This is a genomic window from Enterobacter sp. BNK-34 (assembly GCF_048684445.1).
Taxonomy (GTDB): domain Bacteria; phylum Pseudomonadota; class Gammaproteobacteria; order Enterobacterales; family Enterobacteriaceae; genus Enterobacter; species Enterobacter pseudoroggenkampii.
In genome coordinates this window covers 18,360-30,447 of sequence record NZ_JBLQUA010000001.1, presented here as the reverse complement: position 1 = coordinate 30,447, position 12,088 = coordinate 18,360, and the positions used below count along the sequence as shown (strand labels likewise).

General features: G+C 55.3%; 14 protein-coding genes. 8 read left to right on the top strand and 6 right to left on the bottom strand.

The window, feature by feature from the left end; all coding sequences use genetic code 11:
* Positions 1-41: 41 nt before the first annotated feature.
* The 3 genes from bamE to nadK all read right to left on the bottom strand — a co-directional run bounded on the left by bamE (position 42) and on the right by nadK (position 3,144).
* Entirely contained in the window at positions 42-380 is a 339-nt protein-coding gene (gene bamE, locus ACMGG5_RS00155) for an outer membrane protein assembly factor BamE (protein WP_023308883.1), read from the bottom strand.
* Between the two features lie 138 nt (positions 381-518).
* On the bottom strand, positions 519-2,180 hold the full coding sequence (gene recN, locus ACMGG5_RS00150) for a DNA repair protein RecN (protein WP_420277290.1): 1,662 nt from the start codon (positions 2,178-2,180) through the stop codon (positions 519-521).
* 85 nt (positions 2,181-2,265) lie between these two features.
* Positions 2,266-3,144 (bottom strand): NAD(+) kinase, encoded by an 879-nt coding sequence (gene nadK / locus ACMGG5_RS00145; RefSeq protein ID WP_008502500.1) that lies wholly within the window; start codon positions 3,142-3,144, stop codon positions 2,266-2,268.
* A gap of 122 nt (positions 3,145-3,266) precedes the next feature.
* Here nadK and grpE point away from each other — a divergent pair, with 122 nt between their 5' ends.
* Positions 3,267-3,860, top strand: a complete 594-nt coding sequence (grpE, locus tag ACMGG5_RS00140; RefSeq protein WP_023308880.1) for a nucleotide exchange factor GrpE — start codon at positions 3,267-3,269, stop codon at positions 3,858-3,860.
* Positions 3,861-3,913: 53 nt separating this feature from the next.
* Here the strand turns inward: grpE and ACMGG5_RS00135 are convergent, their stop codons facing one another.
* Together ACMGG5_RS00135 and ACMGG5_RS00130 are read right to left on the bottom strand one after the other, a co-directional pair.
* Positions 3,914-5,200 carry an HlyC/CorC family transporter gene (locus ACMGG5_RS00135; RefSeq protein ID WP_032640969.1) on the bottom strand — a complete coding sequence of 429 codons (1,287 nt, stop codon included), beginning with the start codon at positions 5,198-5,200 and terminating at the stop codon, positions 3,914-3,916.
* An 18-nt stretch (positions 5,201-5,218) separates the two neighbouring features.
* The gene (locus ACMGG5_RS00130; protein ID WP_014884879.1) at positions 5,219-6,010 is read right to left on the bottom strand and encodes a cytochrome C assembly family protein; all 792 of its coding nucleotides are present in this window, start codon (positions 6,008-6,010) and stop codon (positions 5,219-5,221) included.
* A gap of 166 nt (positions 6,011-6,176) precedes the next feature.
* On the opposite strand from ACMGG5_RS00130, the gene ffh reads away from it, so the two are divergent.
* From ffh to ACMGG5_RS00095, 7 genes are all read left to right on the top strand, one after another.
* On the top strand, positions 6,177-7,538 hold the full coding sequence (ffh, locus tag ACMGG5_RS00125; RefSeq protein ID WP_014884878.1) for a signal recognition particle protein: 1,362 nt from the start codon (positions 6,177-6,179) through the stop codon (positions 7,536-7,538).
* A 116-nt stretch (positions 7,539-7,654) separates the two neighbouring features.
* The gene (gene rpsP / locus ACMGG5_RS00120; RefSeq protein ID WP_003863133.1) at positions 7,655-7,903 is read left to right on the top strand and encodes a 30S ribosomal protein S16; all 249 of its coding nucleotides are present in this window, start codon (positions 7,655-7,657) and stop codon (positions 7,901-7,903) included.
* Between the two features lie 15 nt (positions 7,904-7,918).
* Positions 7,919-8,458: a ribosome maturation factor RimM gene (gene rimM / locus ACMGG5_RS00115; RefSeq protein WP_032645319.1), complete on the top strand. Its 540-nt coding sequence runs from the start codon at positions 7,919-7,921 to the stop codon at positions 8,456-8,458.
* Positions 8,459-8,489: 31 nt separating this feature from the next.
* Positions 8,490-9,257, top strand: coding sequence for a tRNA (guanosine(37)-N1)-methyltransferase TrmD (gene trmD / locus ACMGG5_RS00110; RefSeq protein ID WP_014832949.1), 768 nt, complete (start codon positions 8,490-8,492; stop codon positions 9,255-9,257).
* A 43-nt stretch (positions 9,258-9,300) separates the two neighbouring features.
* The gene (gene rplS, locus ACMGG5_RS00105; RefSeq protein WP_002914145.1) at positions 9,301-9,648 is read left to right on the top strand and encodes a 50S ribosomal protein L19; all 348 of its coding nucleotides are present in this window, start codon (positions 9,301-9,303) and stop codon (positions 9,646-9,648) included.
* A gap of 132 nt (positions 9,649-9,780) precedes the next feature.
* A complete protein-coding gene (locus tag ACMGG5_RS00100; protein ID WP_024908337.1) occupies positions 9,781-10,185 on the top strand; it encodes a DUF2946 domain-containing protein in 405 nt (134 codons plus the stop codon).
* A gap of 39 nt (positions 10,186-10,224) precedes the next feature.
* Positions 10,225-11,595 carry a PepSY-associated TM helix domain-containing protein gene (locus ACMGG5_RS00095; RefSeq protein WP_420277289.1) on the top strand — a complete coding sequence of 457 codons (1,371 nt, stop codon included), beginning with the start codon at positions 10,225-10,227 and terminating at the stop codon, positions 11,593-11,595.
* 2 nt (positions 11,596-11,597) lie between these two features.
* On the opposite strand, the gene ACMGG5_RS00090 is transcribed toward ACMGG5_RS00095, so the two are convergent.
* A complete protein-coding gene (locus ACMGG5_RS00090; RefSeq protein WP_024908339.1) occupies positions 11,598-12,083 on the bottom strand; it encodes an OmpA family protein in 486 nt (161 codons plus the stop codon).
* Positions 12,084-12,088: the final 5 nt, after the last annotated feature.

The following is a 12,088-nucleotide window of genomic DNA, read 5'->3' as shown; positions in this document are numbered from 1 at the left end:
AAGGTGCTCAATGAGCACCTTTTTGCATTTCTGACTTCTGATTATTTGGTCAGGGCAGGCTTGTTGTCGATGTTGGTCAACACACCGGCGCTGCTGAAGGTCAGCGTCAGGGTCTGCTGGGTCGCATCTTCGTGGCCCGGCTTCTGACGGAATACATAGAACCAGGTGTTAGTGCCGAACGGATCGGACATCATCGGGGTTCCCAGTGTATAAGCGACCTGCTGTTGTGTCATCCCCACGCGGATTTTGGACACATCGTTAGGGGTAAGGTAGTTCCCCTGGTTGATGTCAGGACGGTAAACCACTTTCTCCAGAGTGGAACAGCCTGCGGTCAACATCAGAAGAACCGCTGCAGCAGCGGTCAGCATTTTACAACGCATAGTGATTTGATTCCTTTTCGGGCCCGAGCAGAACGCGGCTCATATGTAATATGCCGATGATAATAGACCTTGCCCCACTTTGAAACCGGTCTGGCGGCGTTTTTGTTGTTCTGTATGACCCTGAGATCCCGAAAAAGTTTATGCCGCCAGCAGTTCTTTCGCGTTCGCGAGCGTGTTACGCGTGACTTCGCTGCCGCCGAGCAGGCGTGCCAGCTCCTGCAGGCGCGCACGTTTATCCAGCGGCTTCATGTGTGTTTCGGTCATTTCACCGTCGGTTTCTTTACTGACGATAAAGTGATGATGACCACAGCCCGCGACCTGCGGCAGGTGGGTGACACACATCACCTGCGTTGATTCGCCGAGCTGGCGCAGCAGTTTACCCACCACCGCCGCCGTTGGGCCGCTGATGCCGACATCCACTTCATCGAAAATCAGCGCCGGGGTTTCCATTTTACGCGCGGTAATCACCTGAATCGCCAGCGCAATACGCGACAGTTCACCGCCGGAGGCCACTTTGGAGATAGCCTGCAGCGGCTGCCCCGGGTTGGTAGTGACGCGGAACTCGATGCGGTCCGCACCTTCCGCCGTCAGGTGGTTCTCTTCAAAGCGGACATCAATGGTGAATACACCGTGCGGCATCGCCAGCGTGTGCATGCTGTCGGTGATGTGCTGGCTTAGCTCCTGGGCGTAATGCTGACGGATTTCATGCAGCTTTTGCGCCGTCGCCAGCGCCTGTTCATGGTGCAGGTTCACCGCCAGAGAGAGGGTTTCCTGCGAGTCAGCCTGATCGTCAAGCTGCTGCTGCTCTTCCAGGAGAGACTGATAGTAGCCCGGCAGCTCTTCCGGCGTGACGTGGTGCTTGCGCGCCAGTGAAATCTGACGGGAGATACGCTGCTCCAGCTCAAACAGACGGTTCGGGTCGAGATCCAGACGTTCACAGTAGTGGCGCAGTTCGTCACTGGCTTCGGAGATCTGAATAGCCGCTTCTTCCAGCATATCCAGAACGCCTGAAAGCTTGCTGTCCATGCCGACCAGTTCGGTAATCAACTGGCGGACGTTATACAGCTGTCCTTGCAGGTTTACGTCTTCGCCATCCGCCAGCAGGTTAAGCGCATTCTGGCTGGTTGAGAGCAGGTGACCGCTGTTCGCCAGGCGTTTGTACTCTTCGTCGATTTGCTCAAACTCACCCGGCTGTGGGTTGAATTCGTTCAGCTCTTTAAGCTGGTACGCCAGCAGCTCCGCACGTGCGGCGCGCTCCTGGCTTTGCTGCTGATGCTGGGCAAGTTCACGGCAGCTCTGATGCCACTGGCGATAGTGTTCCGCCATAAGCTGAGTAAGCGCGTACTCACCCGCATAGCCATCCAGCAGGGCTTTCTGCTGTTCGGGTTTAACGAGTTGCTGATGCGCGTGCTGACCGTGGATCTGGATAAGCAGCTGACCGAGTTCACGAAGCTGGGAGAGCGGGACCGCCGTGCCGTTGATAAAGCCGCGTGAGCGACCGTCGCTGCTGATCACACGGCGAAGTAAACACTCACGTCCATCTTCAAGCTGGTTCTGCTCCAGCCAGCGCTGAGCTGCAGGGGTGTCTTTCAGGGAGAAGCGGGCGCACAGGTCGGCACGGTTTGCGCCCATGCGCACCATGTCGCCCTCGGCGCGGCCGCCAAGGCACAAGCCGAGGGCATCAATGGCAATGGATTTACCCGCACCGGTTTCCCCAGTGATCGCCGTCATGCCGCTGTGGAAATCGATCTCAAGCTCACGAACAATGGCAAAGTTGCTGATGGTCAGTTGTGCCAGCATAATTGTTTTCCTGTATGAAAAACCATAACTGTGTTTTCATACAGTATAAACTGGTTTTATATACAGTAAAGTCCTGGATGCAAAATCAGAACAATTTTTTTGACCAGCCAAGCTTCGAACTTAATGTATTGAAATAGCTGTAATCTTTCGGATGAATCAAATTCAGATGGTAATCACACCGGCGAATAAGCACATCTTCACCTTCCTGGATCGGCAGCGCAATCTGGCTGTCGCAGCTGATCTCCAGGTCGTTTCGGCGGTGCGAGAAGCGCAGACGGATCGTGCTGTCGCCGTTGATCACCAGCGGGCGGGCGGAGAGCGTGTGCGGGAACATCGGCACCAGGGTAATGGCGTCCAGAGAGGGGGTCAGGATCGGCCCGCCGGCAGACAGCGAGTAGGCGGTTGAGCCTGTCGGGGTGGAGATAATCAGCCCGTCAGAACGCTGGGAGAAGGCAAAGATTTCGTCGATATAGACTTCGAACTCAATCATGTGCGCCACTTTACCGGGATGAAGAACTACCTCGTTAATCGCGGTGCTGATGCGCTTCTGGCAGTCCTGCTGGCACACCTGCGCTTCCAGTAAAAAGCGTTTTTCACTGATATAGTGGCCTTCCAGCACGTCGGCCAGCTGCTGCTGCGCATTGTCCGGGTCGAGGTCGGTTAAAAAACCGAGATTGCCACGGTTGATACCGATGACCTTGATGTCATAACGCGCCAGCGTGCGGGCCGCGCCGAGCATGTTGCCGTCGCCGCCCACCACCACGGCGAGATCGGCCTGTTGGCCAATTTCCGCCAGCGTGCCGGTTTTGACGCTCTTCAGCTGCAGCTCCTGAGCAATCTGCTGCTCGACCATCACTTCATAGCCTTTGCTACACAACCAGCGATACAACATTTCATGTGTCGTTAGTGCGGTAGGGTGACGCGGATGCCCGACGATCCCAATACACCTGAAATGATTATTCATTTTCTGGAGGTCCTTGTGCCTGATGAATGATGACAATCTGTCTTGTTCCCTTGAATCCCGGAAACTGATCCCCATAATAAGCGAAGTTAGCGAGATGAATGCAGAAAAACGCGGAGAAATTCATGAGTAGTAAAGAACAGAAAACGCCTGAGGGGCAAGCCCCTGAAGAAATTATCACGGAACAGCACGATGAAGTTGAGGCTGTAGAGCCAGACGCATCTGCTGAGCAGGTGGACCCGCGCGATGAAAAAATTGCGAATCTGGAAGCCCAGCTGGTAGAAGCACAGAATCGCGAACGCGATGGTGTTCTGCGCATCAAGGCGGAAATGGAAAACCTGCGTCGCCGTACCGAGCAGGACGTTGAGAAGGCGCATAAATTTGCGCTGGAGAAATTCGTCAACGAACTGCTGCCGGTGATCGATAGCCTCGATCGTGCGCTGGAAGTGGCTGACAAAGCGAATCCGGACAACGCCGCAATGATCGAAGGTATCGAACTGACGCTGAAATCCATGCTCGACGTGGTGCGTAAGTTTGGCGTGGAAGTGATTGCCGATACCGACGTTCCGCTGGATCCAAACGTTCACCAGGCGATTGCGATGGTGGAGTCCGAAGAGGTGGAAGCCGGTAAAGTGCTGGGCGTAATGCAGAAAGGTTACACCCTGAACGGCCGTACCATTCGCGCGGCGATGGTGACCGTGGCGAAAGCGAAAGCGTAATTTAGCCATCCGTAGTGCCGGGTGGCGACGTTCGCCTCACCCGGCCTACAGCCTTACTCCGCGATACTTTCGCGCAGGGGTTTAACAGGCAGAACTTTCACCTGCTTAATCATATTGTCCTGTACGTCCAGGATATCAATATCGTACTGCTCAATGCGCACCCGCGTGCCCGCCGCCGGGATCTCTTCCAGCGCTTCCAGAATCATCCCGTTAATGGTGCGAGCCTCATCTTCCGGCAAATGCCAGTTAAAGGCTTTGTTGAGTTCGCGAATGTTCGCGCTGCCGTCAATCAGCACCGATCCGTCGTTTTGCGGGGTAACCTCTTCCGCGAGGGAAGGCGACATTGAGGTGGTAAAGTCCCCGACAATCTCTTCCAGAATATCTTCGACCGTCACCAGCCCCTGAATATCGCCGTACTCATTGACCACCAGGCCAACCTTCTTCTTGTTACGCTGGAATTTCACCAGCTGCGTGCTGAGGGGGGTTCCTTCCGGCACGTAGTAAATTTCGTCGGCGGCGCGCAGCATCACCTCTTTGGTGAACTCTTTTTTCTCGGTCATCAGACGGTAGGCTTCGCGCACGCGCAGCATGCTGATGGCGTCATCCAGCGAGTCGCGATAGAGCACAATGCGCCCGTGCGGGGAGTGCGTCAGCTGGCGAACGATGGCTTTCCAGTCGTCATTGATGTCGATACCGACGATTTCGTTACGCGGCACCATGATGTCGTTCACGCTCACCTTTTCCAGATCCAGCACCGACAGGAGCATGTCCTGATTGCGCCGGGAGATCTGCGAGCGGGATTCATGCACGATGGTGCGAAGCTCTTCTTTGCTGAGCGCGCTGCTGATGGTGACGTCGGCTTTGATTCCCACCATCCGCATCAGGACGCGCGTCACCATGTTCAGCAGCCAGACCAGCGGCATCATCAGGATCAGCAGCGGTGCCAGCAGGAAGCTGCTCGGGTAGGCGACTTTCTCAGGGTAAAGCGCGGCGATGGTTTTCGGCAGCACTTCGGCAAACACCAGCACCACGAACGTCAGCACGCCGGTGGCAATCGCCACCCCGGCGTTGCCGTACAGGCGCATCCCGACGATGGTGCCGAGGGCAGAGGCCAGAATGTTGACGAGGTTGTTGCCGATGAGCACCAGGCTTATCAGGCGATCCGGCTTGCGGAGCAGTTTTTCAACGCGGCGTGCTGCACGGTTACCCTGTTTAGCACGATGCCGTAACCGGTAGCGGTTTAAGGTCATCATGCCGGTTTCCGAGCCGGAGAAATAGGCGGAGATGACCACCATGACGATCAGCGTAACGATCAGCGTGGTGGTAGAGATGTGTTCCAGGGGGAACTCCTTTGTTTCTTAGCCAGCAAATTGCTGTATGAAGCGGCTGCCAAAATAGGCAAGGGTGAGAATGCCCGCACCCGCGACGTTGAACCAGACCACGCGACGACCGCGCCAGCCTTCATGATAATGGCCCCATAACAGGACAATATAGACAAACCACGCAATGATGGAGAGCACCGCTTTATCGATATTCTCCACGCTGAACAGGTTCTTCATGTAAAACAGGCCCGTGCAGAGCGTCAGCGTCAGCAGCACCACCCCCACCTGGGTGATGTGGAACATCTTGCGCTCAATGACCATCAGCGGCGGCATTTCATGGTTAAAGGCCAGCTTTTTGTTTTTCAGCTGATAGTCAATCCAGGCGAGCTGCATGGCGTAAAGCGCGGCGATGATCAGCGTCGCGTAGGCAAAGAGCGACAGGCCGATATGCACCAGCATCCCCGGGGTAGCCTCCAGATGCGTAATAAACTCATTAGGCATAAAGGTTGCGAGGGCCAGATTGATCAGCGCAAAGGTGTAGACAATCGGCAGCAGCAGCCAGCCGCGATTTTTAGACGCGACGATGGTCATCACCGTACAGATCATCAGGCTGACCAGCGAGCCGACGTTGAGGACGCTCAGGTTTTGCACGCTGCCGTCGCCGGGAATGATGCGTGATTCCAGCGCAAAGGCGTGGCTAATCAGTGCGATGACCGCAGAAAGAATAGCCATGCGCCGCCAGCCGCTGTTTTTTTGCAGCAGTCCGGGAACGATCAGCGCGAGGCTGACAGAGTAGGCAACAAGGGCGATCAGTGCGAAAACAGGCATATAGGCATCGACAGTTGTCTTAATAAGAAAGAGAAGCAGTATAACGTTACGTGACGCCTGCTCCAACCGTTGCATAACAACAAAGGCGCCTTCATGTTATACTCCGGCAAAATTCTGTGTATGTGTCGCCCATGGCGGCCCAACGTTTCTACTCAGGCGAGAGACAATGTTTGATAATTTAACCGATCGTTTGTCGCGCACGCTGCGCAACATCAGCGGCCGCGGACGCCTTACTGAAGAGAACATCAAGGAAACGCTGCGCGAAGTGCGCATGGCGCTGCTGGAAGCAGACGTCGCGTTGCCGGTTGTTCGTGATTTTATCAACCGCGTAAAAGAGAAGGCGGTTGGTCATGAAGTTAACAAGAGCCTGACCCCGGGTCAGGAGTTCGTCAAAATCGTTCGTAATGAACTGGTTTCGGCGATGGGCGAAGAGAACCAGGTGCTTAACCTGGCGGCTCAGCCACCGGCCGTGGTGCTGATGGCGGGCCTGCAGGGTGCGGGTAAAACCACCAGCGTCGGTAAGCTGGGTAAGTTCCTGCGTGAAAAGCACAAGAAGAAAGTGCTGGTGGTCTCTGCGGACGTCTATCGCCCGGCGGCGATCAAACAGCTGGAAACCCTGGCAGAGCAGGTTGGCGTGGATTTCTTCCCGTCCGACGTGGCGCAGAAGCCTGTCGACATCGTTAACGCCGCGCTGAAAGAGGCGAAGCTGAAATTCTATGACGTGCTGCTGGTGGATACCGCCGGTCGTCTGCACGTCGACGAAGCGATGATGGACGAGATCAAGCAGGTGCATGCCTCTATCAACCCGGTAGAGACCCTGTTCGTTGTCGACGCCATGACCGGTCAGGATGCGGCGAATACCGCGAAAGCGTTTAACGAAGCGCTGCCGTTAACCGGCGTGGTGCTGACCAAAGTGGACGGTGACGCCCGCGGCGGTGCGGCGCTCTCTATTCGTCACATCACCGGTAAGCCGATTAAATTCCTCGGCGTGGGCGAGAAAACCGAAGCGCTGGAGCCGTTCCACCCGGACCGTATTGCCTCCCGTATTCTCGGCATGGGCGACGTGCTGTCGCTGATCGAAGATATCGAGAGCAAGGTTGACCGCGCGCAGGCCGAGAAGCTGGCCAGCAAGCTGAAAAAAGGTGACGGTTTCGATCTCACCGACTTCCTTGAGCAGCTGCGTCAGATGAAAAACATGGGCGGCATGGCCAGCCTGATGGGCAAACTGCCGGGCATGGGCCAGATCCCTGACAACGTGAAAGCGCAGATGGATGACAAGGTGCTGGTGCGTATGGAGGCGATCATCAACTCGATGACCCTCAAAGAACGCGCAAACCCGGATATCATCAAAGGTTCCCGTAAACGCCGTATCGCAGCCGGTTGCGGCATGCAGGTGCAGGACGTTAACCGCCTTCTGAAACAGTTCGACGACATGCAGCGCATGATGAAGAAAATGAAGAAAGGCGGCATGGCGAAGATGATGCGCGGCATGAAAGGGATGATGCCTCCCGGTTTTCCAGGGCGTTAATCGCTTTTGAGATTGCTTTTTGCCCGAAAATGAGTAAAATTTTCGGGCTTTTAATATGACACCCGGGCTCCGTTCCTCGATGGGGCCCGGTTGTTTTATTCACACAAGAGGATGTTATGGTAACTATTCGTTTAGCACGTCACGGCGCTAAAAAGCGTCCGTTCTACCAGGTTGTTGTGACTGACAGCCGTAATGCACGCAACGGTCGCTTCATCGAGCGCGTTGGTTTCTTCAACCCACTGGCCGCTGGCGCAGAAGAAGAAACTCGTCTGGATCTGGATCGTATCGCTCACTGGGTTGGCCAGGGCGCTACTGTTTCCGATCGCGTTGCTACGCTGATCAAAGCAGCAAACAAAGCAGCTTAATCTGTCACGGTGGTCATGATGAGCAATAAAGTACCTGTTGAACCGATCGTATTGGGAAAAATGGGTTCTTGCTACGGTATCCGTGGTTGGCTCAGAGTGTTTTCCTCCACTGAAGACGCTGATAGCATTTTTGATTACCAGCCCTGGTTTATCCAGAAAGGCGGTAAGTGGGAAGAGGTCGAGCTGGAAAGCTGGCGTCACCACAATCAGGACATCATCATCAAGCTGAAAGGCGTTGACGATCGTGATGCCGCGAATGCGCTGACTAATTGTGAAATTGTCGTGGATTCGTCGCAGTTGCCACAGCTGGAAGAGGGCGACTACTACTGGAAAGACCTTATGGGTTGCCAGGTAGTCACTACCGAAGGCTACAGCCTGGGGAAAGTCATCGATATGATGGAAACCGGGTCGAATGACGTTCTCGTCATTAAGGCAAACCTGAAAGATGCATTTGGCATCAAGGAGCGGTTGGTTCCGTTCCTCGATGGACAGGTTATCAAGAAAGTCGATCTCACTACTCAAACCATTGAAGTAGATTGGGATCCTGGTTTTTAAATTCTCCGGATAAACGGTAAAAGACGGCGCTATGTGGATTGGCATAATTAGCCTGTTTCCTGAAATGTTCCGCGCGATTACCGATTACGGGGTAACTGGCCGGGCAGTAAAGAATGGCCTGCTGAGCATCCAGAGCTGGAGTCCTCGTGACTTTACTCATGACCGGCACCGTACCGTGGACGATCGTCCTTACGGCGGCGGACCGGGGATGCTAATGATGGTGCAACCCTTACGGGACGCCATTCACACAGCAAAAGCCGCGGCAGGTGAAGGCGCAAAGGTGATTTATCTGTCACCTCAGGGACGCAAGCTTGATCAAGCGGGCGTGAGCGAACTGGCGACGAATCAAAAGCTGATTCTGGTCTGTGGGCGCTACGAAGGGATAGATGAGCGCGTAATCCAAACCGAGATTGACGAAGAATGGTCTATCGGCGATTACGTTCTCAGCGGTGGTGAGTTACCGGCAATGACGCTGATTGACTCCGTCGCCCGGTTCATTCCGGGGGTTCTGGGCCATGAAGCTTCGGCAACGGAAGATTCCTTTGCTGACGGGTTGCTGGACTGTCCACACTATACTCGTCCTGAAGTGTTAGAAGGGATGGAAGTACCGGCGGTGTTACTGTCTGGAAACCATGCCGAGATACGTCGCTGGCGTTTGAAGCAGTCGCTGGGCCGAACCTGGCTTAGAAGACCTGAACTTCTGGAAAACCTGGCTCTGACTGAAGAGCAAGCAAAGTTGCTGGCCGAGTTCAAAACTGAACACGCGCACCAGCAGCATGAACATGATGGGAATGCGTAATACGCTCCCGAATATCAGTTTACCCAGGATAAGAGATTAAATTATGAGCAACATTATTAAGCAACTTGAACAAGAGCAGATGAAGCAGGACGTACCTTCCTTCCGTCCAGGTGACACCGTGGAAGTGAAAGTATGGGTTGTTGAAGGTTCCAAAAAACGTCTGCAGGCATTCGAGGGCGTGGTTATCGCTATTCGTAACCGCGGTCTGCACTCTGCATTCACTGTTCGTAAAATTTCCAACGGCGAAGGCGTTGAGCGTGTCTTCCAGACTCACTCTCCGGTAGTTGACAGCATTGCTGTTAAACGTCGTGGTGCTGTACGTAAAGCTAAACTGTACTACCTGCGTGAGCGTACTGGTAAGTCTGCTCGTATTAAAGAGCGTCTGAACTAAGATTCGCTTAAGCGACATCCTGTTAGAAAGGGCTGGCCGAAAGGCTGGCCCTTTTTTTATCCCATCGCACCTCTCGCGTTAACCCTTTTGTCATAAATCATTTACAATGCTTGCCTCTTGAATGGAGGGGAAGTGGATAACGTACTGCATCAGCCTGACCGGAAACGCGCAGCGGCATTGACCGCGCTGTTCGCGATCCTGCTGATCGTGGTAGCACCGCTTATCTCCGTCTCGTTGCAGAAAGATCCCATGAGCGCCATGCCGGGCATGCATCATGACATGAGCATGATGTCGATGGACGAGCATCACGGCGATATGCCGCACACGATGCCTGTCGACCATGCTGAAGCGTGCGGTTACTGCGTGCTGTTAGCGCATGTCCCTGGCGTGATGCTGGCGCTCATCATCCTGCTCAGCGTGGTGCTGCAGAGGCTTCGCGTTAAGCCGCCGCGTCAGGCGGTCAACCACTGGCACTTCTTCCCCTGGCTTTACCCTGATACCCGCGCGCCGCCGCGACAGTCTGCTTTTTCCCTTTAAAAACAAAATCGATAACTTTTTGCCTTAAAAAGGAAAAGTATGACTACTTGCACTCCGCGCGCGGCATGGGGAAACCTGCTGCGTCGCCTCCATTTCTACGTCGGGCTGTTTGTCGGCCCGTTTATCTTCTTCGCCGCGCTGACCGGGACGCTATATGTGGCGACCCCGCAGCTGGAAAACGCACTCTACCGGCACGCGCTCCACGCGGATTCCGTGGGCGAGCCGCAGCCTCTGGCAGAACAAATCGCCGCGGCGGAAAAAACCGTTGGATCAGATTTACGTTTGCACGCCGTGCGTCCGGGGCTGGTTGAGGGCGAAACCACCCGCGTGATGTTCGCTGACCCGAAACTTGGGCCATCGGAGAACCGGGCTATCTTTATCGATCCGGTGAGCCTGGCGGTGCTGGGAGATCTGACGGTATACGGCACCAGCGGGATTTTACCCCTGCGTCAGACCATTGATTACCTGCATACTTCTCTGATGCTGGGCGACATTGGGCGCCTTTACAGCGAGCTTGCGGCCTCGTGGATGTGGGTTGCCGCGCTGGGCGGTGTTGCCCTGTGGTTTTATACCCGACCCAAACGGCGGATCAACAATCGCTTCCAGAACCGGCGTCGGGTGCACGTGACGCTGGGCTGGGTTCTGCTGGGTGGAATGCTGCTGTTCTCCGCAACCGGCCTGACCTGGTCCCAGTGGGCTGGCGGGAACGTGGATAAGCTGCGGGCAGAGATGAACTGGCTCACCCCGCAGGTGAACACGACGCTATCCGGCCAACATGAGATCGTGGATGAACATGCCGAACACCGTGGTCATCACGGCGGAATGGTGATGCCGGAAATGGCGATGGATTTGACGCAGTTTGACAAAGTGCTAAGCGCGGCGCGTAAAGCGGGGATTGATGCCAACAGGCTGGAGATCCGCCCGGCGAAAACGATGGATCGTGCCTGGACCGTGACGGAAATCGATCGCAGCTGGCCGACCCAGGTCGATGCCGTTGCGGTTGATCCTTCGACGATGCAGGTTCTGGACAGAATCCGATTCGAGGATTTCCCGCTAATGGCAAAACTGACCCGCTGGGGCGTGGATTTCCATATGGGGATCTTGTTCGGCCTGGCAAATCAGCTGCTGCTCGTGGCGTTTGGTCTTTCCCTGTGCGTGCTCATTATCTGGGGATACCGGATGTGGTGGATCCGTCGTCCGGCGCAATCGGCAGTGAGTCCGGTACAAACGCTTTGTCAGAGCTGGCTGGCGCTGTCAGGATGGGGAAGAGGCGTTGCGGTAGTAACCAGCGTACTGTTGGGGCTGGCCCTGCCGGTCATGGGCGCGAGTCTGGCGCTGTTTGTTCTGGTGGACTGGCTGCGCTGGCGAGCGGCAACCAGGGTGACGCTCGCCGAATCATCCGCTAAATAACCCTATGGCGTGCTGATAACCACTGCGACGCGGCGGTTTTCAGCGCGCCCTTGTGGGGTACTGTTACTCGCAACCGGGTATTTTTGACCTAATCCCCGCGTGGTGAGATTGCTGCGAGGGATATTTGCACCCTTAGCCCAGGCTTCGGCCACCGCATTGGCGCGTTTTAACGACAGCGCTTCGTTGTAGCTTTCTTCCCCGTAGTTATCCGTGTGACCGTCCATTCGCGCGTGGTTCAGCCCGGTTTCCGCCAGGCGAGAGGCCATGGACTGGATCTGTGTTTCACTCTCCGGGCGCAGCCTGGCGTCATTTTTATCAAACAGGATGGTGTCCGATATGCCAAGTGACCAGTCACCGTTCAGTTCGTTAAAACCGTAAGACTTCATCGCCGCAATTTGCTCAGGAGTGAATTTGCCTTCCGGCGGCGACTGACAGCCTGCCAGAATCAGTGAGGCCAGTACTATCGGCGCGAAGTAACGTTTTAACATAGAAT

Coding starts and splice junctions, on each gene's coding strand:
- ACMGG5_RS00130 (WP_014884879.1), bottom strand. CDS start 6,010: ATGCCTGTTTTCGCACTGATCGCCCTTGTTGCCTACTCTGTCAGCCTC.
- rplS (WP_002914145.1), top strand. CDS start 9,301: ATGAGCAACATTATTAAGCAACTTGAACAAGAGCAGATGAAGCAGGAC.
- ffh (WP_014884878.1), top strand. CDS start 6,177: ATGTTTGATAATTTAACCGATCGTTTGTCGCGCACGCTGCGCAACATC.
- rimM (WP_032645319.1), top strand. CDS start 7,919: ATGATGAGCAATAAAGTACCTGTTGAACCGATCGTATTGGGAAAAATG.
- grpE (WP_023308880.1), top strand. CDS start 3,267: ATGAGTAGTAAAGAACAGAAAACGCCTGAGGGGCAAGCCCCTGAAGAA.
- recN (WP_420277290.1), bottom strand. CDS start 2,180: ATGCTGGCACAACTGACCATCAGCAACTTTGCCATTGTTCGTGAGCTT.
- ACMGG5_RS00095 (WP_420277289.1), top strand. CDS start 10,225: ATGACTACTTGCACTCCGCGCGCGGCATGGGGAAACCTGCTGCGTCGC.
- bamE (WP_023308883.1), bottom strand. CDS start 380: ATGCGTTGTAAAATGCTGACCGCTGCTGCAGCGGTTCTTCTGATGTTG.
- ACMGG5_RS00090 (WP_024908339.1), bottom strand. CDS start 12,083: ATGTTAAAACGTTACTTCGCGCCGATAGTACTGGCCTCACTGATTCTG.
- rpsP (WP_003863133.1), top strand. CDS start 7,655: ATGGTAACTATTCGTTTAGCACGTCACGGCGCTAAAAAGCGTCCGTTC.
- trmD (WP_014832949.1), top strand. CDS start 8,490: ATGTGGATTGGCATAATTAGCCTGTTTCCTGAAATGTTCCGCGCGATT.
- nadK (WP_008502500.1), bottom strand. CDS start 3,144: ATGAATAATCATTTCAGGTGTATTGGGATCGTCGGGCATCCGCGTCAC.